This window comes from Actinosynnema sp. NPDC091369, from assembly GCF_044757065.1.
Classification (GTDB): domain Bacteria; phylum Actinomycetota; class Actinomycetes; order Mycobacteriales; family Pseudonocardiaceae; genus Actinosynnema.
Genome location: NZ_JBIVUG010000004.1, coordinates 541170 through 565852, shown reverse-complemented (window position 1 = coordinate 565852; position 24683 = coordinate 541170). Strand labels below are relative to the sequence as shown.

General features: G+C 73.5%; 25 protein-coding genes. 13 read left to right on the top strand and 12 right to left on the bottom strand.

Translation table 11 applies throughout. The features are described 5' to 3' along the window. The first annotated feature begins 21 nt into the window (after positions 1–21). Positions 22–1011: a sporulation protein gene (locus tag ACIQMJ_RS19155; protein ID WP_499762310.1), complete on the top strand. Its 990-nt coding sequence runs from the start codon at positions 22–24 to the stop codon at positions 1009–1011. Positions 1012–1085: 74 nt separating this feature from the next. Here the strand turns inward: ACIQMJ_RS19155 and ACIQMJ_RS19150 are convergent, their stop codons facing one another. Continuing rightward, entirely contained in the window at positions 1086–1679 is a 594-nt protein-coding gene (locus ACIQMJ_RS19150) for a class I SAM-dependent methyltransferase (RefSeq protein ID WP_499762309.1), read from the bottom strand. Between the two features lie 110 nt (positions 1680–1789). Between ACIQMJ_RS19150 and ACIQMJ_RS19145 the strand changes: the two genes are divergently transcribed. After that, positions 1790–4156 (top strand): helix-turn-helix transcriptional regulator, encoded by a 2367-nt coding sequence (locus ACIQMJ_RS19145; protein WP_499762308.1) that lies wholly within the window; start codon positions 1790–1792, stop codon positions 4154–4156. 10 nt (positions 4157–4166) lie between these two features. Here the strand turns inward: ACIQMJ_RS19145 and ACIQMJ_RS19140 are convergent, their stop codons facing one another. Next, complete coding sequence (locus ACIQMJ_RS19140; protein WP_499762307.1) at positions 4167–5408, bottom strand: cytochrome P450; 1242 nt, start codon at positions 5406–5408, stop codon at positions 4167–4169. 506 nt (positions 5409–5914) lie between these two features. Between ACIQMJ_RS19140 and ACIQMJ_RS19135 the strand changes: the two genes are divergently transcribed. From ACIQMJ_RS19135 to ACIQMJ_RS19125, 3 genes are all read left to right on the top strand, one after another. Beyond that, on the top strand, positions 5915–6160 hold the full coding sequence (locus ACIQMJ_RS19135) for a hypothetical protein (RefSeq protein ID WP_499762306.1): 246 nt from the start codon (positions 5915–5917) through the stop codon (positions 6158–6160). A gap of 8 nt (positions 6161–6168) precedes the next feature. Then, entirely contained in the window at positions 6169–6567 is a 399-nt protein-coding gene (locus ACIQMJ_RS19130) for an SsgA family sporulation/cell division regulator (protein WP_499762305.1), read from the top strand. 65 nt (positions 6568–6632) lie between these two features. Further along, the gene (locus ACIQMJ_RS19125; protein WP_499762304.1) at positions 6633–6983 is read left to right on the top strand and encodes a hypothetical protein; all 351 of its coding nucleotides are present in this window, start codon (positions 6633–6635) and stop codon (positions 6981–6983) included. On the opposite strand, the gene ACIQMJ_RS19120 is transcribed toward ACIQMJ_RS19125, so the two are convergent. Together ACIQMJ_RS19120 and ACIQMJ_RS19115 are read right to left on the bottom strand one after the other, a co-directional pair. Continuing rightward, a complete protein-coding gene (locus tag ACIQMJ_RS19120; protein WP_499762303.1) occupies positions 6893–7258 on the bottom strand; it encodes a GntR family transcriptional regulator in 366 nt (121 codons plus the stop codon). The two genes, ACIQMJ_RS19125 and ACIQMJ_RS19120, sit on opposite strands and share 91 nt — an antisense overlap. Continuing rightward, complete coding sequence (locus ACIQMJ_RS19115; protein WP_499762302.1) at positions 7255–8031, bottom strand: hypothetical protein; 777 nt, start codon at positions 8029–8031, stop codon at positions 7255–7257. Before ACIQMJ_RS19115 ends, ACIQMJ_RS19120 begins: the two co-directional genes overlap by 4 nt. A 143-nt stretch (positions 8032–8174) precedes the next feature. Between ACIQMJ_RS19115 and ACIQMJ_RS19110 the strand changes: the two genes are divergently transcribed. From ACIQMJ_RS19110 to ACIQMJ_RS19095, 4 genes are all read left to right on the top strand, one after another. Continuing rightward, a complete protein-coding gene (locus tag ACIQMJ_RS19110; protein WP_499762301.1) occupies positions 8175–8708 on the top strand; it encodes a hypothetical protein in 534 nt (177 codons plus the stop codon). Between the two features lies 1 nt (position 8709). Beyond that, a complete protein-coding gene (locus tag ACIQMJ_RS19105) occupies positions 8710–9606 on the top strand; it encodes a glycosyltransferase (RefSeq protein WP_499762300.1) in 897 nt (298 codons plus the stop codon). Between the two features lie 75 nt (positions 9607–9681). After that, a complete protein-coding gene (locus ACIQMJ_RS19100; protein ID WP_499762299.1) occupies positions 9682–9831 on the top strand; it encodes a hypothetical protein in 150 nt (49 codons plus the stop codon). Between the two features lie 92 nt (positions 9832–9923). Further along, entirely contained in the window at positions 9924–10820 is an 897-nt protein-coding gene (locus ACIQMJ_RS19095) for an RNA polymerase sigma-70 factor (RefSeq protein WP_499762298.1), read from the top strand. A 213-nt stretch (positions 10821–11033) separates the two neighbouring features. Here the strand turns inward: ACIQMJ_RS19095 and ACIQMJ_RS19090 are convergent, their stop codons facing one another. The 3 genes from ACIQMJ_RS19090 to ACIQMJ_RS19080 form a co-directional block, all read right to left on the bottom strand. Continuing rightward, positions 11034–11585 (bottom strand): carboxymuconolactone decarboxylase family protein, encoded by a 552-nt coding sequence (locus ACIQMJ_RS19090; protein WP_499762297.1) that lies wholly within the window; start codon positions 11583–11585, stop codon positions 11034–11036. Position 11586: 1 nt separating this feature from the next. Beyond that, a complete protein-coding gene (locus ACIQMJ_RS19085; protein ID WP_499762296.1) occupies positions 11587–12192 on the bottom strand; it encodes a TetR/AcrR family transcriptional regulator in 606 nt (201 codons plus the stop codon). A 68-nt stretch (positions 12193–12260) separates the two neighbouring features. Next, positions 12261–12824, bottom strand: coding sequence for a CGNR zinc finger domain-containing protein (locus ACIQMJ_RS19080; RefSeq protein WP_499762295.1), 564 nt, complete (start codon positions 12822–12824; stop codon positions 12261–12263). 85 nt (positions 12825–12909) lie between these two features. Here ACIQMJ_RS19080 and ACIQMJ_RS19075 point away from each other — a divergent pair, with 85 nt between their 5' ends. Continuing rightward, complete coding sequence (locus ACIQMJ_RS19075) at positions 12910–13791, top strand: alpha/beta fold hydrolase (protein ID WP_499762294.1); 882 nt, start codon at positions 12910–12912, stop codon at positions 13789–13791. Between the two features lie 38 nt (positions 13792–13829). Here the strand turns inward: ACIQMJ_RS19075 and ACIQMJ_RS19070 are convergent, their stop codons facing one another. From ACIQMJ_RS19070 to ACIQMJ_RS19055, 4 genes are all read right to left on the bottom strand, one after another. After that, on the bottom strand, positions 13830–15173 hold the full coding sequence (locus ACIQMJ_RS19070) for a TolB family protein (RefSeq protein ID WP_499762293.1): 1344 nt from the start codon (positions 15171–15173) through the stop codon (positions 13830–13832). Positions 15174–15281: 108 nt separating this feature from the next. Then, entirely contained in the window at positions 15282–15671 is a 390-nt protein-coding gene (locus ACIQMJ_RS19065) for a PPOX class F420-dependent oxidoreductase (protein WP_141977492.1), read from the bottom strand. A 46-nt stretch (positions 15672–15717) separates the two neighbouring features. After that, entirely contained in the window at positions 15718–17679 is a 1962-nt protein-coding gene (locus tag ACIQMJ_RS19060) for a helix-turn-helix domain-containing protein (protein ID WP_499762292.1), read from the bottom strand. Positions 17680–17797: 118 nt separating this feature from the next. Next, on the bottom strand, positions 17798–19228 hold the full coding sequence (locus tag ACIQMJ_RS19055; RefSeq protein WP_499762291.1) for an MFS transporter: 1431 nt from the start codon (positions 19226–19228) through the stop codon (positions 17798–17800). 259 nt (positions 19229–19487) lie between these two features. Here ACIQMJ_RS19055 and ACIQMJ_RS19050 point away from each other — a divergent pair, with 259 nt between their 5' ends. Both ACIQMJ_RS19050 and ACIQMJ_RS19045 read left to right on the top strand, forming a co-directional pair. Further along, a complete protein-coding gene (locus ACIQMJ_RS19050; protein WP_499762290.1) occupies positions 19488–19961 on the top strand; it encodes a MarR family winged helix-turn-helix transcriptional regulator in 474 nt (157 codons plus the stop codon). 195 nt (positions 19962–20156) lie between these two features. Beyond that, positions 20157–21332 carry an acyl-CoA dehydrogenase family protein gene (locus ACIQMJ_RS19045; RefSeq protein ID WP_499762289.1) on the top strand — a complete coding sequence of 392 codons (1176 nt, stop codon included), beginning with the start codon at positions 20157–20159 and terminating at the stop codon, positions 21330–21332. A gap of 142 nt (positions 21333–21474) precedes the next feature. Here the strand turns inward: ACIQMJ_RS19045 and ACIQMJ_RS19040 are convergent, their stop codons facing one another. Further along, positions 21475–22932: an IS701 family transposase gene (locus ACIQMJ_RS19040; protein WP_499762288.1), complete on the bottom strand. Its 1458-nt coding sequence runs from the start codon at positions 22930–22932 to the stop codon at positions 21475–21477. 512 nt (positions 22933–23444) lie between these two features. On the opposite strand from ACIQMJ_RS19040, the gene ACIQMJ_RS19035 reads away from it, so the two are divergent. Continuing rightward, positions 23445–24614, top strand: a complete 1170-nt coding sequence (locus tag ACIQMJ_RS19035) for a 3-deoxy-7-phosphoheptulonate synthase (protein ID WP_499762287.1) — start codon at positions 23445–23447, stop codon at positions 24612–24614. Positions 24615–24683: the final 69 nt, after the last annotated feature.

Here is a 24683-nt window from a genome sequence, read left to right as displayed (position 1 = left end):
CAACCCGGAGGAAACAACCCGATGTTCAAACGGATGCTCAGCGCCTTCGGCGTCGGCGGACCGTCCGTCGACACCGTCCTCGACTCGCCCCACGCCACACCGGGCCAGGTCGTCACCGGGCAGGTCCGCATCCAGGGCGGCAGCAACGAGGCCCGGATCGACCAGATCGTGCTGTCGCTGGTCACCCGGGTCGAGGTCGAGCACGGTGACCACGAGTTCGGCGGTGTGTCGGAGTTCCTGCGCGTCGTCGTCGCCCGGGACGTGCGGGTGGCGGCCGGTCAGCCGATGGCCGTGCCCTTCCAGCTGCCGGTGCCGTGGGAGACCCCGATCACCGCGGTCGGCGGGCAGCAGCTGCCCGGCATGACCGTCGGCGTGCGCACCGAGCTGGTCATCTCCGGCGCGCCCGACAAGGGCGACCTGGACCCGCTGCTGGTCGGCCCGCTGCCGTCGCAGGACCGCGTGCTGGACGCGTTCGGGCAGCTCGGGTTCCAGTTCCGCAGCGCCGACGTGGAGGCCGGCCGCATCCACGGCGTGCACCAGGAGCTGGGCTTCTACCAGGAGATCGAGTTCTTCCCGCCCGCCCGGTACGCGGGTCGGCTGAACCAGGTCGAGCTGACCTTCGTCACCAGCCCGCACGAGCTCGTGGTGGTGCTGGAGGCCGACAAGCGCGGCGGCCTGTTCAGCTCCGGCTCGGACGCCTTCGGCCGCTTCCACGCCTCCCACCAGGACGCGGTGAACACCGACTGGGCCGGCGCGATCAACCAGTGGCTCGCGCAGGTCGCCGACCGCGGCGGCCACTCGGCGTTCGGCGGGCAGCACTACGGCCAGCCGGGCTACGGCCAGTCGGGCTACGGCCACGACCAGCACGGGCACCACGGCCACCGCGGCCCCGGCATGGGCGCGGTCGTCGGCGGCGTCGCGGCCGGTGTGGTCGGCGGCATGGTGCTCGGCGAGGTCGTGGAAGAGGTGTTCGAGGACGACGGCGGCGACGCCATGGGCTTCGAGGAGTGATCCGGCGCCGCCGGGTCTGACCTCGTGCCGGCGCGACGGGCGACCTCCCCCTCCGCCCGTCGCGCCACCCCCGGTCAGCTCCGGCTGACCACCAGGTAGCGCTCGTCCTCGACGGTCCGGCCCCACAGCGCCGGGTCGGGCAGCGGCCGGACCTCGGCCTGCTCGCGGACGTCCAGCACGAGCTCCCTCGTCCGCGCCGCGGGCAGCCCCGCGCCGGTCGACCAGCGGCCTTCCACCAGCACCAGCAGGCCGCCGGGCCGGAGCAGCCCCACCCACCTCGCGAGCGCCGCGCCGGGATCGGGCAGCGCCCAGAGCACGTGCCGGGCGAGCACCACGTCGAACGACGCGGCCGGGCACGGCGGGTCGGCGGCGTCGCCCTGGGCGAAGTCCGCCCGCACGCCCGCGACGCGCGCCTTCTCCCGTGCCGCGTCCACCATCCGCCCGGCGAAGTCGACGCCCGTCACGTCGTGGCCCGCCTCGGCGAGCAGCACCGCGAGGCTGCCGGTGCCGCAGCCCAGGTCCACAATGGACGCCGGTGCGGCCGGCGCGAGCGGCAGCAGCAGATCCGCCCACGCCCGGCGCACTCCCGGGTCCAGCAGCCCGTGGTCGGGCTCCTGGTCGAAGGTGGCCGCCTGACCGTCCCAGAACTCGCGTGCGTCGCCCGTCACACCGCCCAGTCTGGTCCGGCGATCCCGACACCGGTAACCCGACCGCTCGGCGTGTTGATCAGTGCGGCGGGACCGACGCCCACCGCGCCGGGTGTCGTACGGTGCTCGACATGGGCACCTCGTTTCGGGCCGAAGCGATCGGCCAGGACGGACACTTCGGCACCTTCAACACCTTCGTGGGCAGGCGTGTGCTGCTGGCCGACCTCAGGGGCGCGATGGGCGGTGCCGACTCGACCAGGCTGGTCACGCTGACCGGTGGGCCCGGCGTGGGCAAGACGAGGCTGGCCAAGGAGTACGCCCGGCAGGTCGAGCCCGCCTACGAGCACGGCGTGCGGTTCGTGGACCTGCGCGGCGTGCCCGCCGGCGACACGGCGTTGCTGGAGCAGGCGTTGATGTCCGCGGTGCGGGTGCCCAGCCAGTCCGCCCGCGACCTGCGCGCGTCGCTGGTGACCTACCTGCGCGACCGCCGGATGCTGCTGATCCTGGACAACTGCGAGCACCTGGTGGAGGAAGTGGGCGACCTGGTGTCCACGTTGCTGCGCGGCGCGCCGCACCTGCGGGTGCTGACCACCACGCGGACGCTGCTCGCCCTCGACGGCGAGGCGCTGGTCATGGTGCCGCCGCTGGAGTTACCCGCCGAGGACGGCCCGCTGAACCCCAAGGTCGAGGCCGTCCAGCTGCTGGTTCAGCGGGCGCGCACGGGTGCGCCCGGCTGGAAGCTGACCGAGCGGAACTGGCCCGCGGTGCGGCAGATCCTGCGCCGCTTCGGCGGCCTGCCCCTGGGCATCGAGCTGGTGGTGGGCCAGATGAGGTCGTTGTCGCCGGAGGTCATCGCCGCCCGGCTGGACAACTCGCCGCACCAGGAGACGCTGAACAAGCTCATCGGCCCCAGCTACGAGGTGTGCGAGCCGGCCGAACGGCTGCTGCTGGCGGCGGTGTCGGTGTTCACCGGCTCGTTCGACCTGGAGGGCGCGGAGCGGGTGTGCGCGGGCGAGGGCCTGCCCGAGCACGCGGTCGCCGAGGCGTTGGCGGGCCTGGTGGACCGGTCGCTCGTGGTGCCCTTCCCCAACCGGGCCCGCTACGAGCTGCTGGAACCGGTCCGGCAGTTCGCCGCGCAGCGGTTGCAGCAGCTGCCCGACGCGGGCGCGGCGGTCCGCCGGCGCCACCGCGACCACTACCGGCGGGTCGCGGCGCAGCACGCGGCCGGGTTCCGGGGCGAGAACGAGATCGAGCTGCTGCGCGCGGTCGAGGTCGACATGCCAAACCTCCGGGCGGCGCTGGGCGCGCTGCACCAGGACCCGGGGTCCGCCACCGAGGCGTTGCAGATGGCCGTCGACATGGCGCGCACCCGCTGGTGGACCTACTCCGGGCGGCTGCCCGAGCAGTCGCTGTGGCTCAACCGCGCGTTGCGGGCGGCGCCGGCGGTCCCGTCGGTGCTGCGCGCCAGCGCGATCGCGCTCGACGCCTGGATGATGCTGTGCCTGGGCGACGGCCGCCAGGCGGTGCTGGCCCGCATCGCCGAGGCCGAGGCCATGGCGCCGGCCGGTCAACCGGTCGCCGCGCTGCTGTTCATCAAGGGCGCGCAGGTGCTGCTGATCGACGGCGACCGCGCCGGGATGGACCTGCTGCGCGAGTCGCACCGCGAGTGGCTGTCCTACGGTCCGGGTGCGCTGGTCGACGCGCACCTGACCGAGATCCTGCTGACCATGGGCTCGGTGCTGCTCGGGGACGCCGAGGAGGGCAGGCGCGCGGCCGCCGACTTCCTGGCCGAGTGCCGGCGGCTGCGCGCCGAGTGGGGCATGGCGTGGGCGCTGTGGTGCCAGGCGGTGTCGCTGATCAGGTTCGACGACGACCCGCGCGCCGCCGTGCGGGTGCTGCTGGACAGCGTGCGCGGGCAGCAGCGGATCGGGGACCGGTGGACGCCGCTGTTCACGCTGCCCGTGCTGGCCTGGGCGCTGGCCCGCTGCGGGCGGCGCTACGCGACCGCCGCGGCCCGGCTGCTGGGCGCGGCCGACGGCCTGCACCAGGCGACCGGCATCCAGCTCTCCCGCAAGCTGCGCGTGTTCGCCGTGCTGCGGGAGCTGGCGGAGCGGGCGGTGGCCGAGCACCTCACCGGCGAGCAGTACGACAAGGCTTTCGCCGTGCAGGTCGGCACGGTCGAGGACGCCTTCGCGCTGGTCCTGGACGGCAAGTACATCGACTCCGCGCTGGACGACGTGCCCTTCGGCGGCGCGCCGCCCGGTGGCGCCGCGGACCGGGCGGCCGGCGCGGTCGCGCCGCACCCCGGCCTCACGCCCACCGAGGACGCGGTGCTGCGCCACGTCATGGAGGGCCTGACGAACAAGCAGATCGCCGAGGCGATGCACATCGGCCCCCGGACGGTGGAGACCCACGTGTCGTCGATCCTCAACAAGATGGGCGTCCGGAACAGGTTGCAGCTCGTGACCTACCTCAGCGGTCCGCGCGCCCGCCGCTGACCCGACCCGCTCACCCGCCCAGCACGATGTCGAGGCGGGTGAACCCGTTGATCACCACGTGCGGGTTGCGGACCACCCGGTCCACCGGTGTCGCGGGCGCCGCGTGGGGGAAGCGCACCAGCGTCTCGCGCACCGCGATCTCGATCTCCATCGTGGCCAGGGCGCTGCCCACGCACCGGTGCCACCCGTTGCCGAAGGTCAGGTGGGCGCGGGCGGGCCGGGGCCGGAACGGCACGAACCGGTGCGCGTCCGGGCCGAACGCCTCGGGGTCCCGGTTGGCCGCGCCGAGGTTGACCATGGTCAGCGCGCCGGCCGGCAGCGTCACGTCGTCGCGGAGGTCGATCGGCTCGCGGACCAGGTAGTGCGGGATGTTGCGGGTGGGCGGGTCGAAGCGCAGGCTCTCCCGCACCACGTCCGGCACGGCGTCCGGGGCCGCGGCCACGGCGGACCACTGCCCGGTGTGCAGCAGCGCGGCCAGGGTGTTGCCGATGCCCGCGGTGGTGGTCTCGTGCCCGGCCGCGATCATGAGCACGGCGGTGGTCAGCACCTCGTCCGGGGCGAGCCGGTCGCCCTCGACGTCGACGTGCACCAGCGCGGACAGCAGCGCGTCGTCGGGCTTGGCGCGCTTGCGCTCGATCAGCGCGGCCAGGTAGCCGACCATCGCCTCGGACGCGGGCTGCTGCTGCTCCGGCACCTCGGTCATCATCGCCGAGGACCACGCGGCCAGCATCGCCTGGTCCTCGCGCGGCACGCCGAGCAGTTCGCAGATCACGGTCAGCGGCAGCGGCAGCGCCAGGCCCGCCACCACGTCGTCGGGCCGGCTCGGGTCGAGCGCGTCGAGCAACCCGCGGGTGATCTCGGTGACGCTGTCCCGCAGCGCCTCGACCCGGCGCGGGGTCAGCGTGGCCGCGACCGGGCGGCGCAACCGGGCGTGGTCCGGCGGGTCGGCGTTGATCATGCTGCCGCCGATGATCGCCGAGACGTTCGGCTCCACCCCGGCCTCGACCATGTGCTGCCGCATCGCGCCGGCGACGCCCAGGGCGTCCTTGGACAGCCGCTCGTCGGTCAGGAAGGTGCGCGCGGCCTCCAGCCCGAGCGTGGCGACGTGGACCCGCACGTGGTTGGGCTGCACGGCCAGGTGCGCCGGCCCCGCCCGGCGCGCGGCATCCTCGACCTCGTGGTGCCGGTAGCCGTGCAGCTCACCGCCGAGCAGCAGCGCGTGCTCGAGGTCGTGGTGCTGGGTCGTGGTCATGGTTCTGGGGCTCTCCCTGGTCTCGGCGGGCCGAGCGTCGGTGTGGTCTGGCCGGATGATCCCGTGTCCCGCCGCCGCCGCACATCCGTACTGACACGGAGACCGGCGCCACCGCGCCCGCACCACCGGCCGGTGCTCCGCCCGGCCCGGCTCCGCCCGGCGTGACCGCCGTGGTCGGACCACTCATCGGCCGTCGGCCGCAACCCGCGTCACCCGATCGGCCTCCGGTGGATGCCGGGTGTCACGCGGCGGGTGCCGAGGGTGATGCCGTCGGGTCCGTGGTCTCCGCGCGGATGCGGTTTCGCGGTCGATCTCCGTGCTCGCCACGATGTCCAACCTGCCCGAGATCGCGATGCTGGTGCCGGCGCACGGCACGTCGGTTCGCCGCGGCCCGGGGGAATGAGTCGCGGGTCCGCCGCGTCGGTAGCCGCGGGCGGACCGCCCGCACCGCCGCGGCGGCACGCACGAAGGGGGCGAGCGTGGTTGGAACCGGAGAACACCCGGTCGTGGAAATCCAACGGCACCCGGAGGTCCTGGACCAGGCCGCGCTCGCGCCGACCCGGTCGTCGTCGATCGTCGCCGCGCCGGCGGACCGGCACGGCTCACCGCACCGGGTCGAGGACGACCGTCGCCTCCAGGAGTGCTTCGCCCGGATCGACCCCCGAATCCATCGCGGCGGTGACACCCGCCGGACCCGGTGGACCGGGCGCACGAGGGGCGTGCCCGGTCGCATCGCGATCGAAGACGAGTGAGGAGCGCTGTGCCGGCACCGATCATCATCGACACGACGGGCGCGATGGGGCTGACCGGCGTGGCGGTGCGCCTGGTCTACGACCCGGCCGACCCGTGCGCGGTCGTCGTGCGCGTGCGGGACTGGACCGTCCAGCGGTGGGTCGAGTGGGTGTTCGCGCGCGACCTGCTCGCGGAAGGTCTCGCGTGCCGGGAGGACGGCGCGGGGACCGGCGCGCTCGACGTGGTCGTCACCCGGATCAACGAGCGCAACCTGAAGGTCCGGAAGGTCACGCGCGACCGGTGGCCGGGCTGGAGCGAGGTCGTCCTGATCACCGAGGTGGTGGCCCGGTTCCTCCGGGCCACGTGCGCGCTCGTGCCGCTCGGCCGGGAGCGGATCGACTTCGACGTCGAAGCGCTGCTGCGCTGACGGGCGTCGGCCACCGTCCGCCGTCGCGCCGAGTCCGATCCAGAAGAGTGAACGGGAGGCAGTCAGTGGAACGGAAAGTCCTCACCACGCCGGTCGGGTCGACCTTCCCGGAGCAGGTCACGTCCGAGCACTGGGAGCGGGCGCGGCGGCAGCTCGCGCGGGTGGTGCTGCCCAAGGTCGACGTGACCAACGAGAGCGTGCAGCGGTGGCGTCGTGCGGCGTCCCGCGCCAACGCCGAGTTCGAGGTCTGGGTCGTGCGCTCCCTCGACCACGCGGCCGGGACCACCCTGCGCACCGCCGAGCAGGTCCCGCCGGCGGGACGGGTTCACGGTGCCGGGGCGTTGCCCAGCGCCGCTTCGACGATCCGGATCGCCTGGGTGGGGTCGAGGCCGATGCGGGCGATGACGGCCGCGTAGTCGAAGGCGGCGCGGCGGGCCTGTTCGAGGGCCTGGTCACCGGCGGCCGAGACGAACGACCCGGCCCGGCCGCGGGTCTCGATCAGCCCGGCCTCCTCCAGCTCCCGGTACGCGCGACCGACGGTGTTCACGGCGAGGCCGAGGTCGGCCGCGAGCCGGCGGATCGTCGGGAGCCTCGTGCCGACGGCGAGCGAGCGGTCCTGGATCTGCCGGGCGAGCTGGGCCCGCAGCTGTTCGTACGGCGGCGTCGGCGAGGCCGCGTCGATGACGATCACCGGGTGGCCAGGGCCCGTCGGGCCGCCGCGCCGACGGCCGCGGACCGGACGTGGATCAGGCAGAACACGACGGCGCCCGCCACCACGAACGCCAGCGAGGCCGCGTTCCACCAGCCGAGCGAGTCCCCGTACAGGAAGATGATCGGCAGCAGCCAGACCAGGCTGGGCGTGACGAGGGCGCGGGCGTCCTCGACCCGCATGATGACGTCGGCCGTCAGCGACGCCTCGTCCTCCGCCACGGCCGGGCTCGCCAGCACCTGGCGCAGCTGCATGGCGGTGCCCGCGCCGGCCCCGGCCAGACCGATCAGCACGACGACGGCTCCGTGGCGCAGACCGGGGTCCGCAACCGGCAGCACGCTCACCGCGAGCAGCGCCGCGCCGGCGAAGCTGGCGACCGTGAACACGGCGTAGGACCGGCCCACCACCGACGACCACTTGAGCGGCACGGGGTGCGCCACCCGCCGTGGCAGCCGCGCGCCGGCCCGCCGGTCGACGCGCCGCACCCACCGGCCGAGCAGCCACTGCCCCAGCAACAACCCGACCACCAGCGACACCAGCGCCGCCAGCGGCCAGGAGGACGTGACGTCGGCGGGCAGCCGCAAGGCGTGCGTGAGCGCCGCGCCCATCATGAACGCGGCCAGCAGGACGCTGCCGACGACGTTGGCGCGCCGCCGCACCGCCAGCCGTGCCGCGAGCAGCGGTGTCGGCCCGGTGTCGGTCAAGCCGTGCCGGGCCAGCCACCGGCCGACTTCCGCGTGATCGTCCTGGGGCATGTCGCCACCTCCGAATGTCACAACGTTTGTCTTAACAAGATGAGTCAAACAATGCGACAATGTCAACCCCCGGGCGGACGCCGTCGCGGTGGCCGGACCGGCCCGGTCCGCGGGTCGGTCGCTAGGGTGTCCGCCGGGTCCGGGTGACCGGCGCGGCGGGAGGGGTCGGGTTGGCGGAGCGCGACCACGACGCTCGTGCGCTGTTCGCCGAGCGCCGCACTCCGCCGCCGAACGGCCCACCGCGCCCCTACCGCGGCTCGGCCCCGTTCCGGCCGCAGTGCGCGGGGTGGTTCTTCGCGGTCACCGGGGCGTCCGGCGTGGGCAAGTCCTCCCCGCTGCACGCCGGGACGGCGGCCGAGGACCGGTGTGTCGTGCCGGGCGCGCACCCCTTCGCGGAGCTGACCCGGCACATCCCCGGGCTCCACCGCGCGGTCACGTCCGCAGCGCACGACCTCGCCGCGGCGGTGCGTGACCGGTCGATGGCGCCCGGGCCCAGGACGGCGCCGGGAGCGCGTGACGCGATCACCATCGGGGCGGCCATCGCGACCACCGCCGAGCAGGCGCGGGACGAACTCGACGGCGTCGAGCGCGAAGCGGCCCGCGCGCTGCACCTGCGGCTGGTGCCCCGGTCCGCCTACGACCCGCCGTGCCCGGATGACGACGAGGAGGGTGGTTGACATGGCTTTGCCGCCGATCGATCCGGCGCTGGGCATCGAGCTGGTCGCCGAGCGGACCCTGCGCCGCCGGGACGCCTCGGTGAGCGTGGTGATCCCCGCCCACGACGAGGAGGCGACGATCGCCGACGTCGTCTCGGAGTCCGCGCGGGGGCTGGCCCTGCTCGGCGCGTCGGGCCAGGTCGTCGTGAGCGCCAGCGGGTGCACCGACCGGACGGCGGAGGTGGCGCGGTCGGCCGGCGCGCTCGTCGTGGAGGCGGGCCTCGGCAAGGGCACCGCCATCCTGGCCGGCGTCAAAGCCGCCGACGGCGACGTCGTCTGCCTGGTGGACGGCGACCTGCGGTACTACGGCGACCCGCCGCTGGTGCCGCTGCTGGTGGGGCCGATCCTGGACGGCCTCGCGGACGCGACCGTGTCGGACCTGTACTGGCGTCCCCTCTACCCGCAGCTGTGGCTGTGCGGCTTCTTCGCGCCGCTGGCGGGCACGCTGTTCCCGGAGCTGCTGCCGAAGGTCGGCTCGACGCCGTGGACCGGTCAGCGCGCGGCCGTGCGGGAGCTCTGGCCCGACACCCTGCCCGACGGCTTCACCGCCGACCTCGCCCTGCTGCTGCACTGGAACGAGCGCGCGGTGCGGATGCGGCCCGTCCTGGCGGACGACTGGATGAACCCCCAGCGGCCCAAGCCGGACCTGATGGCCCAGGAGTTCGAACTCCTCGTGGCGCACGCGGTGGAACGCGGCCGGGTCGCGCCCGACGGGGTGACGCGCCTGCGCGAGTGGTTCGCCTCGGCCCACCGGCTGATGGCCGAGTACGAACCGGGCCGGCACGACCCGCAGGGGTTCGAGTCGGCCGTGCTGGACCGCTCGCTCGCGGAGCTGCGCGCCCGGCTGCGCCCGGCGTGACCCGGTTCACCGTTTGACCGGTGCCCCTCACCGGCTATTACCGAGGTGCGTGAGCAGTTCGACCTGGAGGCGTGGATGCACGAGACAGACACCGGACGGGCCGTGGCCAACCCCCGGCGGACCAGGCTGGGAGCGGACTGGACCTCCCGGTCCGCCGAGGTGGCCGACCGGTCGCGGCAGACCGCCGAGCCCGCTCCGGAGGGCGGCGAACGCTCGGTCGGGTGAGGCCGGCCCGGTGATCCGGGTCACGCGGTGTCACAGCGCTCGGCCGGTCGGTGTCCCCTGGGCGGCACACCGGCGAGCGAAGGAGGGGCCGCATGACCGTCCAGGCAGGCGACCGGGCGACCGAGGCTTTCCTCGCCCACCGCAACCTGCTTTTCACCGTCGCGTACGAGGTGCTCGGCTCGGCGGCCGACGCCGAGGACGTGCTCCAGGAGACCTGGCTGCGGTGGGCCGGGGTCGACCTGGCGGAGGTGCGCGACCAGCGCGCGTTCCTGGTCCGGATCACCACCCGGCAGTCGCTCAACCGGCTGCGCACGCTGTCCCGCCGCAGGGAGTCCTACGTCGGCCCGTGGCTGCCCGAGCCGGTGCTCACCGCGCCGGACGTGGCCGACGACGTCGAGCTCGCCGAGAGCGTGTCGATGGCGATGATGCTCGTGCTGGAGACGCTGTCACCGACCGAGCGCGCCGTGTTCGTGCTGCGCGAGGCGTTCGACGTGGGCTACGACGAGATCGCCGCCGCGGTCGACAAGAGCCCGGCCACCGTTCGCCAGATCGCGCACCGCGCCCGCAAGCACGTCGACGCCCGCCGTCCCCGGGCGGTGGTGTCGCCGAACGAGACCCGGGCGGCCCTGGAGGCGTTGCGGCGGGCGTTCGAGACGGGGGACCTGCGGGGCCTGCTGGACGTGCTCGCGCCCGACGTGGTCCTGGTGAGCGACGGCGGCGGGGTGCGGCAGGCGGCGCTGCGGCCGGTCACCGGCGCGGACCGGGTGGCCCGCATGGCGCTCGGCGGCCTCGGCAAGGTCGTCGGCGCGCTCACGTGCGAGCCCGTCGTGGTGAACGGCAACCCGGCCCTGGTCGTGCGGCTGGACGGTGAGCTCGACGGCATCATGGCGGTCCGGGTCGAGGACGCCCGCGTCACCGGGCTGTACTACGTCCGCAACCCGGCGAAGCTGTCCCACGCCGAGGCCGAAACGCTGCTGACGCTGCGGTGACCGGGCCCGCGGCTGTCCGGTCCGGACATCCCGACCTGCCACCCGACCTGCGAGGACGCCCCCGGCGAGCGGGTGGCGTGCGCGCGGCTCGGCGGCGGACTTGCAGGCGCTCGGCGGCGCTCCGCAGGTGTGATCGCGACGGGGGCCGTGAGGCCGGGTGGGACCGGCGCGCGTGACCGGGCCCACCCGGCTCCCGGACCGACCCGGCGCCGATCAGGGGCGCTTCCACTCCTGGCCCTGCCAGGCCGGGTCCAGCGGGGTGTGCGCGATGTGGTTGGTGTAGTTCGACAGCGTCTTCATGCCGACGCCGAGGACGACGTCCAGCACGTGGCGGCGGGTGAGGCCGGCGGCCAGGAACGCCTCGACCTCCTGCTCCTCCGCCCACCCCCGGTCGGAGACCACGCGCTCGGTGAACCTGCGGACGGCTTCCAGGGTGTCGTCGGACACCGGCTCGCCCGCCCGCAGCGCCCGCACGGTCTCCTCGTCCACCCCGGCCTTCAGCGCGACCGTGGAGTGCGCGGCCACGCAGTACTCGCAGCCGTTCACGACGCTCGCGGTGATCAGCACGACCTGCTTGGCCCTGGCCGGCAGCGAGGACTTGGTGAACTGCTCGGCCAGCGCGTTGTAGCCGGCCAGCAGTTCCGGGGACTCCGCCATGACCGCGTTGAGGGTGCTGACGAACCCGAGGCGGGCCCGACCCGCCTCCAGGTGGGGTCGGGCCGCTTCGGGCGCGGTGGTCTCGTCGTGCACGGTGAACTGCGCCATGTCAGCCGATCTCCTCGGGTCGGGTGGCCAGCGAGGCGAGCACGGCGGTGACGGTCTCGCCGAGCGCTTCCGGGCTCGCGCCCGCGCGGGAGCGCAGGTTGACCCCGTAGGCGAGCAGGGCGAGCACGTCGGCCGATGCGGCGGGCACGACACCGGGTCGCAGCGCGCCGGCGTCCTGGGCCCGGGTCAACGCCGCGCACATCGCCGCGCGCAACCGGTCGTGGTGCTCGTGGAGGACCGAGCGCACGTCGGGGTCGTCGTTCTCCGGGCCCGCGTGGGCGTTGGTGACCATGCAGCCCCAGCGGGCGTGCTCCCCGGAGCAGCGGGCTCCGATCAACGCGCGGAAGAAGTCCGCGATCGCCGGCAGGCCGCGCTCGTCCTCGGCGAGCCGCCGGAAGACCGGTCCCGAGCGCCGTTCGGCGTAACGGCGCAGCGCCGCGACGTACAGCTCCCGCTTGCCGCCGAACGTCGCGTACAGGCTGGACCGGTTGACGCCGGTCGCCGTCACGATGTCCTGCACCCCGGTGGACGTCACGCCCCGCCGCCAGAAGAGCTCCTCCACCGAGCCGAGCACGGCCTCGGGGTCGAAGTGCTTCACGTCCGGCATGTCCGCCTCGCTAACTTGGAATGGTCGTTCCAAGTTAGCGCCGGTGGTGCCGGCCGCGCAACGGTCGCTCAGGGCGTCTTGTGGCGCTGGTAGTAGCGGGCGACCCGGGCGCGGTTGCCGCACCGCGTCGGCGAGCACCACCGCCTGCGCGGGTGCGCGGGCAGGAAGACCAGCACGCAGTCCTCGGCCTCGCACTGCCGGAGGGCGCCGACGGCGGGGTCGGTCAGCAGGTCGGTGGCGGCTTCGGCCAGGCGCGCGGCCAGGCGGACGCCGAGCCGGCCGGTGCGGCGGGGCGTCGCGGTGACGGCGGACCCGTCCCAGTCCAGTTCGCGCACGGCCGGTGCGGCCCGTGCGGCCTCGGTCAGGCCGCGCAGGGCGGTCCTCGGCGGCCGGGCGCCGTGCAACAGCGCGTGGACGGCGGCGTCGACGTGCTCGCGCACCGCGTGCACCGGGGCGAGGTCGGCGGCGGTGGGGGTGGTGTGCCCCGCTTCGGCGTGCAGCGCGGGTTCGAGGGCCAGCCAGGCGGCGAGTCGGCGCGGGGTGTCCAGCAGGTCGGTGCGGCCGTCCCCGGTCACCGGGCGGGTGTTGACGAGGTCGAGGGCGAGGTGCTCGCCGGTGAGCGGCTCGGTCATGGTGCTAATGGTATGTGACCGGGTTGACCCATTAGGTCGACACGGGCTATACCTAATGCATCTTCTGGCTAGAGAGGCATGTGACATGATCGCTCGGGTCGTCCACCGGCACGTCGACGTCGACGGGGTTCGGGTCTTCTACCGGGAGTCGTCGCCGGACCGCGCCGACGCTCCGGTCCTGTTGCTGCTGCACGGTTTTCCCTCCGCCTCGCACCAGTTCCGCCGGTTGATCGACGCGCTGGGCACGCGGTACCGGCTCGTCGCGCCCGACTACCCGGGCTTCGGGCACACGCAGGTCCCGGACGGGTTCACCTACACGTTCGACCGCCTCGCCGAGGTGGTCGAGGGGTTCGTGGACCGGGTGGGGTTGGACCGCTTCGCCCTGTACCTGTTCGACTTCGGCGCGCCCGTCGGCTTCCGGGTGGCGACGCGCCACCCCGAGCGGATCACCGGGCTGGTCGTGCAGAACGGCAACGCCTACGTCGAAGGGCTGTCGGACGCGGCCCGGGAGTTCATCGCCATCACCCCGGAGACGCCCGGCGGCGAGCGGACGATCCTGGACCTGTTCACGCTCGAGGCGACCCGCGGCCAGTACGAGGGCGGCACCGCCGACCCCGAGCTGGTCGCGCCGGAGGGCTGGCTGCTGGACCGGCTGTTCCTCGACCGGCCGGGGCGCGAGCAGGCGCAGCTCGCGCCGGCCTACGACTACCACCGCAACGTCGACGCCTACCCGGACTGGCAGGCGTGGCTGCGCCGCCACCGCCCGCCGACGCTGATCGCGTGGGGCGTCAACGACCCGTTCTTCACCGAGGCGGGCGCTCGCGCGTACCTGCGCGACGTGCCGGACGCGGCGCTGCACCTGTTCGACACGGGCCACTTCGCCCTGGAGGACCACCTGCCCGACATCGCACCGCTGATCGCCGACTTCCTGGACTCCACCCGACCCGCGGCGGCGCCGTCCGCGTGACGCGACACCCGCCGGACTTCCACCACCGACCGGTCAGGTCAGCGGCGGACGGTGGTGGTGGAGTGGCCGTCCGGGTACCAGGACCAGAAGTCCTTGTAGCGGACGGTGAAGGTGGTGGTGCCCGCGGGGAGGGCGTAGGTCAGGGCGTGGGGGCCTCCCGGGGCCATGGGGCCGCGCCAGAACTCGCGTTCCGGGCCGCCGTTGGTGGAGGCGGTGATCCACCAGTAGTCGTCCTCGCCGGTCGGGCTGGTCCAGTCGACGGTGATGAACGCCGTGGCCTTGTCCTTGCCCGTGCCGGTGACGGCCCGGACCGACAGGTCGGTGACCGGTGCGTTCGGCGCGTGGGCCGGGCCGAACGAGTGCAGCAGCTGCACGTCCTGGTACACGTCGTCGTAGCTGACCGCCCACGCGCGGGTGCCGTCGCGGCTCACCAGGAGCGTGCCGTCCCACAGCACGTCGTCCGGGTGGAAGTCGACGGCGTACTTCGGGGTCGTGCCGTCCCGGTCGTACAGGTAGAGGTCCGGGTCGCCCGCGCTCGTGCTCGCCCGGCCGATCGCGACCGTCGACCCGTCGCCCGACCACGCCGCGTCGGCCGGGTAGACCCCGCTGGGGTACACGACGGCGTCGGACAGGTCCGGCACCCGGTAGGCGCGGTGCTCGTAGGGGTGGCCCACGGTCTGCACGACCTGCGTGCCGTCCGGGCTCAGCGCGTAGTCGCGCAGGTTGCTCCCGGTGTCCTCGCGACGGGAGACGATCCTCGGCGCGTCACCGGACACGTCGAGGACGTAGGTGGTCACCGGCGAGATGCCGGTGTCGCCCGCCACCAGCAGACCCGGTGCGCCGGGGCTCGCGTCGATCACCGGGCGGTGATCCGGGCCCGCCGTGTACACCACGGGCTCGACGCCCGGTCGCGACCACACCAGCAGGCCGCCGGAGCCGTACCCGCAGTCCACGAAACCGCCGACGACCTTGTCGCCGCTCGGTTCGACGGTGTAGACGCACGCGCCCTCGGGCGCGGGGTACGTCGCGCTGACGGTCAAGGTGTCGGCGTGCAACGCCGTCACGCCCGAGAACGCCTGCGCCGCCAGCAGGGTGCCGCGGTCGTCGCTGAGCGCCAGGTCCGACAGGTCGGTGACGGCGGGCACCCGCTCCACCAGCCGCCCGTCCAGGTCCGTGACGACCAGCGGATCGCCGCCGCCGACGCCCTGCGCCACGTACAACCGGCCGCGGTCCTCGTCCAGTTCGACCGCGCGCAGGTCCTCGACCGGCAACCGCACGCCGACGCTCTTCACGACCTCCACGTCCTGCGCCGCCGCGCTCACCGGCGTCAGCAGCCCGGCGACCACCCCCAGCGCGACCACGCCGAAACCCGCCCTGCGCATGACGAACCCCTCCCCGTGCCCACCCCCGGAGCACCCCGGACGGGAGGATAGCCGGCGCCCCCGACAACCGCGGCGTCCGCGCGAGGCGGTCGGGGGCGCGGCGACCGGCTACTGCTTGCTGACCCTGGTCGGCTTCACCACGTAGACGACGCGGTAGCGGGCGTCCCACGGCGGGCCGTCCATCCGCACCCCGTACCGCGCGGCCATCTCGATGAAGAACCGGCCCTGCGAGTCGTCCTCGATCCGCTCGACCACGCCGCGCACCTCCAGGTACCGGGTCGGCCGCTCCGGGTCGTTGATGGACAGCGCGACCTCCGGGTGGACGGCCACGTTCTTGTGCTTCTGGCGGAACGTCGTGCTCGTGAAGAGCACGTGCTCGCCGTCCCAGGCGAACCACATCGGGTTGACCTGGGGCTTGCCGTCCGGCCGGATCGTGGCCAGGTGCGTGTACAGCGGCCGTTCCAGGAGGTCGCGGTGGCTGTCCGGGATGACGCTCATGTGTTCACCTTTTGGTCGGGACGGTTTCTCTGGGGACGACGCGCGGTCAAGGTCGCACGGGGAGCCGGGGCGTCCGCGCGGTGACCGGTCGGTGTTCGAGGAGGTCGCGCACGCGCAGCAGGCGCAGCGCGAGCTGGATCTCCAGTGCCTGGTCGGGTTTCTGCCACCCCGGCCCGAGCAGGTCCTTGACCCGGTCGAGCCTGCGGGTGACGGTGTTGGTGTGCACGTGCAGGCGCGCCGCCGCGTACGTGGGGCTGCCGCCTTCCTCGAAGTACGCCTGCAACGTGGGCAGCAGGTCGGCCGAGCGCTCCCGGTCGTAGTCGATCACCGGTCCGATGACCTGCTCGACGAACCCGGCGGCGTCGCGGTTGCGCGACATCAGCGCGCCGACGAAGCCCAGGTCGCGGGCTGACGCGGCGCCACCCGTGACGCCGAGCGCCAGCACGGTGTCGACGCAGCGCACCGCCTCGCGGTACCCGTCGTGGACCGACGCCGCGCCGGTGAGCGGTCCGGCCGCGCCCACCGACACGGGCGCGCCCAGCGCGGACTCCAAGGCGGACGCCACCTCGCGCGCCGCGCTGCTCGCGTCCGCGCCGGGCAGGAGCAGCACCAGGTTGCCGTCGCGGGAACCGCGCAGCCCGTTCACCCGCTGCACGTACGACGCCGCCCACGCCTTCGCGTGGCACAGCAGCTCGCCCTTCGGCTTCGCCACCAGCACGAGGTACGGCTCGGCGAGGTCCAGCCCGATCCGGCGCGCCCGCCCGGCCAGCCGGTCCGGCGGGTGGCGCTCGTCGCCGAGCGCGTCGTCCAGCCACCGGTCCCGCGACTCGCCCGCCGAACGGGCCGGGAGCGCGTCACGCCGCAGGATCAGCACGACGGTGCGGGCGAGCAGGCGCAGCCGGCCGCGGTCCCGCTCGGTCATCTCCTCGGGTCCGCGCAGCACGAGGGTGCCGAGGTGCTCCTGCTGCCGGCACAGCGGGACGACCCACACGCCGGCGTCCACCTTGACCGGCTCGCTCGTCCTCAGGCCCGGCACGGCGGCGAGGGGGGAGGGGTCGTCCACGTCGGCGGGTTCACCGGCGGCGGTGAGCAGCTCGCCGTCCGCGTGGTGGACCGCGATGTTCCCGCCCAGCCACTCCGCGCCGGTCGCGGCCGTGGCGTGCAGGTCGTCCTCGGAGAACAGGATGTCCAGCAACGCGGTCTGGAGGTCGTGGTACTCGTGCGCGTCCTCGGCGGTGGCGGTGATCCGGGACAGCCGCGCCTCCAGCTCCGCGGCCCGCGCCTGCGCGGCGAGGCGCAACCGGGTGGTCTCCACGTAGAGGCCGGCGAGGATGCCCAGGGAGCTGATGAGGGAGCGCTCGTCGGCGGTGAAGTGGCGGACCTTGCGGCTGGCCACGTAGAGCACGCCGCGGTGGTGGTGCGAGCGGTCGCCCAGCGGCACCGCGATCACCGCGCGGAGGTCTTCGGCGCGGGCCATCTCCTCGAACGCCGGGCTGAGCGTGATCCGCTCGTCGGCGAGCAGGTTGTGGGTGGCGAACGGCGCGCCGTCGAGCTGGTCGGCGGCCACGACGCCGTCGGCGGGCAGCCGCAGGCCGACGCTCAGGCTGGACGTGTGGCCGTCCGTGGCGTGCACCCGGCTGTAGCGCTGCTCCTCGTCGAGCAGCGCGATGTAGGCCATGTCCACGTGGAGCAGCTGGCGGGCCCGCCGCGTGATCGCGTGCAGCAGCGCGGCCAGGGACTCGTGCGGCGAGGCCAGTTCCCGGGCCGCGTCGACCAGCGCGGCGAGGCCCGCCTCGCGGCTGCGGCCCCGCTGGATGTGGACGTGCACGCGCATGGCGCGCCACACCGCGGCCTTCACGTCGGGCACCGACGCCGCGGCGCCGCCGAGCCCGCCGTCGTCCAGCAGCGTCTCGAACGCGTCCGTGGGCGCGCCGTCGGCCAGCATGTCCAGCAGCTCGGCGACGAGGTCGCCGGTAGCCGCTTCCCGGGACGTGAACAAACCTGTCATCGAGACACCGCCCGCATCTGACCGTTGGTCGGGTACCACCTTGCGCACACCGTCGGGGTGGGTCACCCGGCGAGCGGGCGGGGGAAGACCCGCTCGCCGGGTGACCCGGGGAGAGCCGTCAGGCCGCGGTCTTCTTGCGCATCGCGTGGGCGAGCAGCGCCAGCACGGAGAAGACCAGCATCGTCGCCACGCCCGGGTAGAGCTCGCCCAGCTGGGTGGCGGGCACGATCACCGCGGTGACGACGGCGAGGCCGAACGCCCCGCCGATCTGCAGCGAGCTGTTGAGCAGGCCCGCGGCCAGGCCCTGGTCCTCGTCGCGGATGCCGGTGGTGCCGGCGACCATCAGCGAGGCGAGCGCGAGCGCGAAGCCGAGGCCCCAGATCAGCGCCACCGGCACCAGCACGCCCCACAGGTCCGGCTCCGGGCCGATGCGCAGGAACAGCAGGTAGCAGGGGAGGAACGAGATCAGGCCGACGAGCGCGACCCGGCTCACGCCGAACTTGTCGATGAGCCAGCCGAGCTTCGGTCCGATGAGGAGGGTCAGCGCCGTGCCGGGCAGGATGACGAACGACATCTGCCACGGCTCCCAGCCGTTCATGTTCTGCAGGTACAGGGCGAGCACGAACTGGAACCCGAGCGCGCCGCCGTAGAGCAGGAACATGCTGACGTTGGCCAGCACCAGGTTGCGGTTGCGCAGGATGCCCAACCGGATCAGCGGCTCGCGCACCTTGCGCTCGATCACCACGAACGCCGCCAGCAGCAGCGCCGACACGACGAACCCGCCGATCGTGCGGGCCGAGGCCCAGCCGACCTCGGGCGCCTCGACCACGGTGAACACCAGCAGCAACATGCCCAGGAGCAGGGTCAGCGCGCCGCCGACGTCCAGGCGCACCTTCTCGGTGCGCGCCGGGTCCCGCGGCACGAAGCGCATCGCGCCCACCATGAGCAGCAGGGCGACCGCGGCGGGCAGGACGAACGTGGACCGCCAGTTCAGCGCGGCGAGGAAGCCGCCGATCAGCAGGCCCGAGGAGTAGCCCGAGGCTTCGAAGACGTTGAAGATGCCGAACGCCTTGTTGCGCTGCGGGCCCTCCGGGAAGGTCGTGGTCAGCAGCGACATCGCGGCGGGCGCGGTGAAGCCCGCGGCCACGCCCTTGACGAAGCGCGTGAGGATGATCAGCAGGGGGTCGTCGGCGAACGCGCCGACCATCGACACGACGGCGAACACCGCCATGCCGATCACGAACACCCGCCTGCGGCCGAACAGGTCGGCGCACCGGCCGCCGAGCAGCAGGAAGGCGCCGAACGCCAGGATGTACGCGCCGGGCACCCACTGCGCGGTCGCCGCGGTCACCCCGAACGCCTGCTGGATCTCCGGGATGGCGACGGCGATCATCGAGTTCTCCAGCCCGTCGAGCGTGATCGCCCCGCTGAAGATGACCAGCAGAATCCACTGGCGCGCGTTCCACCGCACCCGCTCGGTCCCGGTGTCCGGAACCGTGCCGGTGTCGCTGCCCCTTTGCTCCTCGTTGGGGCTCAAACTGGTCGACATGTTGTTGCCATCCTTCGGCGCGGGGTCGGAACGCGGCAGACATCGCGTCCCGACGCGATTGTTGACCCGATCTGACTAGCCGAGAGCATTCGTTGTCCGGCGCGTTCGGGAACGCGGCGCGGGACACGGGCGCGCGCCGTGCCGTAGCCTTGTCCCACGCACGCTACCGGCGTCCGCGATAGTCGCACACGCGGCTTGTTGCATGCGACTCATGATGGCGTATGCAAGTACTTGGCCGCAAGGAGGGGAGGTCGATGCCGTGAGGACGGGCGACGACGCCGAGTCCCGCGCGCGGGGTTGGCGCACCCTGGCCGCGCTGCACGCCTGCATCGAGGACGTGCTGGAACCGGCCCTGCAACGCGAGCACGGCCTGTCGGTGAGCGAGTACGGCGTGCTCGACGTGCTCTCGCGGCAGGACGTCGACGCAGGTCAGCACCTGCGCATGACCCAGCTCTCGCGCGCGATCGTGCTGAGCGGGTCGGCGACCACCCGGCTGGTGGGCCGGCTCGAACGGCGCGGGCTGCTGCGCCGCGAGCTGAGCGACGAGGACCGGCGGGGCATCCACACCGTGGTGACCGAGCAGGGCCGGCAGGTCCTCGACCGCGCTCGCTCGACCCACGACGAGGCGTTGGCACGAGCCCTCCGCGAAGCCTCGGAGCTGCCGGAGTTGGCCCCGTTGGTGGACGCGCTGACCGCCTTGGAGCCCGTTCTGCGCTCCGCTGAACCGACATGACAGATCATCGCCGGACTTTTTGAGGACCCCGTTCGGCCGTGGGTAACGTCGGTGGTGGCGAGGGGGTCGGCGACGTGCGGATTCGATCGGAAAAATAACCGCACCGATTCCCAGGCCACCAAATGGGGCGCGAATCCGGCGTCGATCACCAGCGAGTCACACAGCTGTCCACGCCATCCCGAAGGAAGGAAAGCCATGTCGACCGACGTGTCACCCGAGGCAATGCTGGAAGCCGTGCGGGAGATGATCCCCACTCTCCGCCAGAACGGTGCCGAGGCCGACCGGAACCGGTGGATCCCGGACGAGAACATCGCCCTCCAGGAGAAGGCGGGCGTGTTCCGGATGGGCGTGCCCGCGCGGTTCGGGGGCCTGGCCTACTCCGCGGCCGACATGGCGAAGGTCATCTCCGAGATCAGCCGGGGCTGCGGCGCGACCGGCTGGGTCACGATGGTGTGGGTGCACACCGCGTGGACCGTGCGGCTCTTTCCGGACGCGGCGCAGGAGGACGTCTTCGCGGGCGGCTCGGTCCGCGTCTCCGGCACGATCCCGCCCACCGCCACCATCACCAGGACCGACGGCGGCTACGTCGTCAGCGGCAGGTGGACCTTCAACACCGGCGTGCGCGGCGCGGACTGGAACCTGGTCAACGCCCTGCTCGAAGAGCCCGACGGCACGTCGAGCACGATGATGATGCTCATCCCGGTCAGCGAGCTGACCATCCTGGACGACTGGGACGTGATGGGCGCGGCGGCGACCGGCAGCACGACCTCGGTCGCGGAGAACGTCTTCGTGCCCGAGCACCGCGTGGTGAAGTACGCCGACGTGCTGGCGGGCACGGTCGAGGGCCGCAGCGACGACGGGTCCGACGGTCGCGGCTACGGCCTGATGACCTTGGTGATGGCCATCATCTCCGGCATCTTCACCGGCATGGCGCGCGGCGCGTACGAGGAGTTCCTCAAGCGGCTGCCGGGTCGCGGCATCACCTACACGCCGTGGACCGAGCAGAGCGAGCACCCGCTGACCCAGATGCAGGTGGCCATCGCCAAGAACAAGATCGACGCGGCCGAGGCGTTCTCGTCGGTGTGGCTCAAGGTGATCCAGGACCGGGCGGACGCGCGGGAGGAGCTGACCGACGAGGAGAAGACCATCGTCCGCGGCCAGACGACCTACGCCGCCCAGTTGGCCAAGGAGGCCGTTGAGCTGATGTTCAGCGCCGGTGGCGGCTCGGTCATCCGCAGCGACGTGCCCCTGGGTCGGTTCCGCCGCGACATCGAGGCCCTGTCCCTGCACGCGCTGATCCAGTACAACGCCAACATGGAGGTCCAGGGCCGCGTGCTGCTCGGCATGGACCCCGGAACCCCTTACATCTGATCCTGCCCACAACCGATCCGCACCCGGACCAGGGAACCGGCGCCTCCCCAGCGGCGCCGGTTCCCGTCTGTCGTGCACCGGATCGCGCGCCCACCGGAGCACGGGCCGACGTGGTGGCGACGGCCCGTGCTCCGGTGGGCGCTCACTGCGCGGGCGGGAGCTCGTCGGCGAGCGGGTAGTGGTAGTCCGCGGCGACCGGCTCGTCGGTCCGGCTCGGCCGGCCGCCGCGGTGCGCGGAGTCGGCCAGCGCGAGCACCGCGTGGGCCGCCGACGCCAGCGTGGTGTGCCGGTGCCAGCCCGCGAACGACCGGCCGGTGAAGTCGCGCAGCCCGACCCGGTCGCCGAACCGGGCGAAGTCGTGGTCGACGCGGTCGAGGAACCGGCTGGTGCGCAACAGGGTCGCGACGTCGACGTCGGGCTGGTTGGACAGCCACAGCTCGCCGGGCCACGGCTGACCGGCCGACCCCACGCCCAGCAGCACGAGCTCACCGACCCGCGCCCGACTCACCGCGCCGATCCGCGAGGTGAGGCCGTTCACCTGGTCGGCGGCGCCGACACGTGCGCCTCGGATCAACCAACCCGACTGTCCTGCTTGGCCGGTAACACCGATGCGCGTGCCGTACCCCGGCGAGTCCAATTGTCCCGTGTGGCCTGTGGTCTCGACACGTTCGCCGTGGCCCGGGAGACCTGACTGCCCCGCCTGACCGCCGCCGACCCGAACGGCGTCGCCCGCGCGTCCGCCCAGACCGGGCACGCCGACGCGCACGGTGGCCGCCAGCAGCGGCCAGCGGCCCGCGACCGGTTTGCGGGTCTCCCGGGCCATGCCCATGATCTGCCGCGCCGGCAGCGGTTCCGCGCCGCGGCGGGCCACGGCCGGGTCCAGCACGGTGAACCCCTGGGTCCCGCTGATCCGCATCAGCAGCGGTGTCGTGGGGTGCAGGCGGGCGACGGCGGCGTGCACGTCCATCCCGCGCGCGTCGAGCACCAGCGGCCGGTCCGGGAAGTCCGGTCGGGCGTCCATCCCCAGGAACGCCTCGACGGCGCACTCACCCTCGGTCTCCGCCCGCGCCCAGTCCGGGATCGCGGCGCGGCTGCGCCGGCCGGGGTCCCGCACCCACGCCTGCGACAGGTGCAGCCGCCAGTCGACCGGGATGGTGACGTCGTCGGACACCGCCCACACGCCCATGGCCTGCTGCGCGTTGAGGGTCTGGCCGAGCTCGGGGCAGAACCGCCGGTCCACGCCGACGGAGTGCTTGCCCGCCTTGGGGATCAGCATCGGCCGCACCACCCACGCGTCCGGCTCGGCGACCCGGCGCACGTACTCGGCCAACGCCCTGCGGACCGGACCCCAGCACCACGTCGAGTCGCTGATGAAGTGGTGCAGGTACTGCTCGGTCGCCTGGCCGCCCACGGCCTGGGCGATGTTGCGGATCGACTTGCGGCCGCCGGCCCGCAGCAGGCCGCTCAGGTACTCGACGCCCTTGCGCCGCTGGTCTTCCCGCGCGAACGAGGAGAACAGGGCGGAACCGAGTTCGGCGACGACCAGATCGGGCGAGGAGTCCGGGGTGGTGCGCGCTGCTGAGTTCCTTCCGCCGGGCATGGAGCCTCTCTTCACGTTGTGTCGACAGGGCTGCCACCCAACGTGGCTGGTCAGGGCGGACCTGCCTAGATCCGGGGAGCACCGTCCTGCGCGGCCCGGGGGTGGGCCGACTCCACTCGACCGCGCAGAGCCGACGATTCCGACCTCCGAGGCGAAATCGGGCGGTGTTCGGGCCACACGGCCGTCCGGCCGGGACCGCTGCTCCAAGTGGCGTCGGCGGGTGTCGACGCCGCAGGTCACAGCGCCCGCACGGGTACCTCGCGCGGGCTCGCCGACCCCGGGGCGTCCCGGCCGGACGGCCCGGTGCGGCGGGTCCGGCCACACCCCGGCGGACATGACGGAGAAAGCGGGAACCTGACGAATTGCGTTCCCGATTCGTTGCCCCTTGTCCTGGTTCGGCTCCACGATCGCCGTGTCGACGAAGTGGTGTTCATCCGCGAACTGAGCCGCACGACCGCACTCGTCGCACACCGACTCCGGTCGTGCCCGGTCCCTTCGTGATTGGAGTGTCAGTGGACAACGCCGTGCGCGAGAGCCCGCCGAGGATCGCGCTCCAGCAACCGGATTGGGACGACCACGACCTCGTGCGCCGGGTGCGGGCCACCCTGACCTCCCGGCCCGGACTGGTCACCGCCGACGAGGTCGGGCAGCTGCGCGCCACGCTGGCCCTGGTGGCCGCGGGTGGTGCCCACGTCGTGCAGGCGGGCGACTGCGCCGAGGACTTCGCGGAGTGCGAGGCGGGGTACGTCGCCCGCAAGGCAGGTCTGCTCGACCTGCTGGCCGGGGTCATGAAGATGGCCACGCACCTGCCGGTCGTCCGGATCGGCCGGATCGCGGGCCAGTTCGCCAAGCCGAGGTCCAGCCCCACCGAGGTCATCGGCAACGTGGAGCTGCCCTCGTTCCGCGGGCACATGGTCAACAGCCCCGAGCCCGACGCGGAGGGCAGGCGGCCGGACGCGAACCGGGTGCTGGCCGGGTACGACGCGGCCCGGACCGTCACCTCGCTGCTCGGCTGGGGCGACGGCGGCTCCCGGCTCATCGACCCTCCCATGTGGACCAGCCACGAAGCGCTGCTGCTGGACTACGAGGTGCCGATGTTGCGCGACGACCGCTCCGGGCGGAGGTTCCTGGCCTCCACGCACCTGCCGTGGATCGGCGACCGCACCCGCGCGCTCGACGGCGCGCACGTCGAGCTGCTGGCCGGGGTGGTGAACCCGGTCGCCTGCAAGGTCGGGCCGACGACGGGCGCCGAGGAGCTGGTGGCGCTGGCGGGCCGGCTCGACCCGCACCGCGAGCCGGGCCGGCTGACCCTGATCGCCCGGATGGGCGCGGACCTCGTCGCCGACCGGCTGCCCGCGCTGGTGGCCGCGGTGCGCGCGGCCGGCCACCCGGTGATCTGGCTGTGCGACCCGATGCACGGCAACACCGTGCGCACGCCCGACGGCCTCAAGACCCGGTACGTGGAGACCGTCGTCGTCGAGATCGAGCGGTTCCAGCACGTGCTGCGCGCCGAGGGCGGCGTCGCCGGCGGCCTGCACCTGGAGACCACGCCGGACGACGTCACCGAGTGCGCGTACGACGAGTCCGGCGCGGACCGCGTCGGCGACAAGTACACGAGCTACTGCGACCCCCGGCTCAACCCCGACCAGGCGGTCGCCGCCGTGGCGGCCTGGACCGCCTGAGCGAGCGCCGCGCCCGGCGTCCACGACCGACGCGGGCGGCGCCGCACTCGCCGTCCCATCCCCGACGGA

Coding starts and splice junctions, on each gene's coding strand:
- ACIQMJ_RS19065 (WP_141977492.1), bottom strand. CDS start 15,671: ATGAGCGTCATCCCGGACAGCCACCGCGACCTCCTGGAACGGCCGCTG.
- ACIQMJ_RS19080 (WP_499762295.1), bottom strand. CDS start 12,824: ATGACCGAGCCGCTCACCGGCGAGCACCTCGCCCTCGACCTCGTCAAC.
- ACIQMJ_RS19075 (WP_499762294.1), top strand. CDS start 12,910: ATGATCGCTCGGGTCGTCCACCGGCACGTCGACGTCGACGGGGTTCGG.
- ACIQMJ_RS19115 (WP_499762302.1), bottom strand. CDS start 8,031: ATGCCCCAGGACGATCACGCGGAAGTCGGCCGGTGGCTGGCCCGGCAC.
- ACIQMJ_RS19085 (WP_499762296.1), bottom strand. CDS start 12,192: ATGCCGGACGTGAAGCACTTCGACCCCGAGGCCGTGCTCGGCTCGGTG.
- ACIQMJ_RS19045 (WP_499762289.1), top strand. CDS start 20,157: ATGTCGACCGACGTGTCACCCGAGGCAATGCTGGAAGCCGTGCGGGAG.
- ACIQMJ_RS19095 (WP_499762298.1), top strand. CDS start 9,924: ATGACCGTCCAGGCAGGCGACCGGGCGACCGAGGCTTTCCTCGCCCAC.
- ACIQMJ_RS19140 (WP_499762307.1), bottom strand. CDS start 5,408: ATGACCACGACCCAGCACCACGACCTCGAGCACGCGCTGCTGCTCGGC.
- ACIQMJ_RS19155 (WP_499762310.1), top strand. CDS start 22: ATGTTCAAACGGATGCTCAGCGCCTTCGGCGTCGGCGGACCGTCCGTC.
- ACIQMJ_RS19055 (WP_499762291.1), bottom strand. CDS start 19,228: ATGTCGACCAGTTTGAGCCCCAACGAGGAGCAAAGGGGCAGCGACACC.
- ACIQMJ_RS19040 (WP_499762288.1), bottom strand. CDS start 22,932: ATGCCCGGCGGAAGGAACTCAGCAGCGCGCACCACCCCGGACTCCTCG.
- ACIQMJ_RS19105 (WP_499762300.1), top strand. CDS start 8,710: ATGGCTTTGCCGCCGATCGATCCGGCGCTGGGCATCGAGCTGGTCGCC.
- ACIQMJ_RS19060 (WP_499762292.1), bottom strand. CDS start 17,679: ATGACAGGTTTGTTCACGTCCCGGGAAGCGGCTACCGGCGACCTCGTC.
- ACIQMJ_RS19145 (WP_499762308.1), top strand. CDS start 1,790: ATGGGCACCTCGTTTCGGGCCGAAGCGATCGGCCAGGACGGACACTTC.
- ACIQMJ_RS19070 (WP_499762293.1), bottom strand. CDS start 15,173: ATGCGCAGGGCGGGTTTCGGCGTGGTCGCGCTGGGGGTGGTCGCCGGG.
- ACIQMJ_RS19090 (WP_499762297.1), bottom strand. CDS start 11,585: ATGGCGCAGTTCACCGTGCACGACGAGACCACCGCGCCCGAAGCGGCC.
- ACIQMJ_RS19100 (WP_499762299.1), top strand. CDS start 9,682: ATGCACGAGACAGACACCGGACGGGCCGTGGCCAACCCCCGGCGGACC.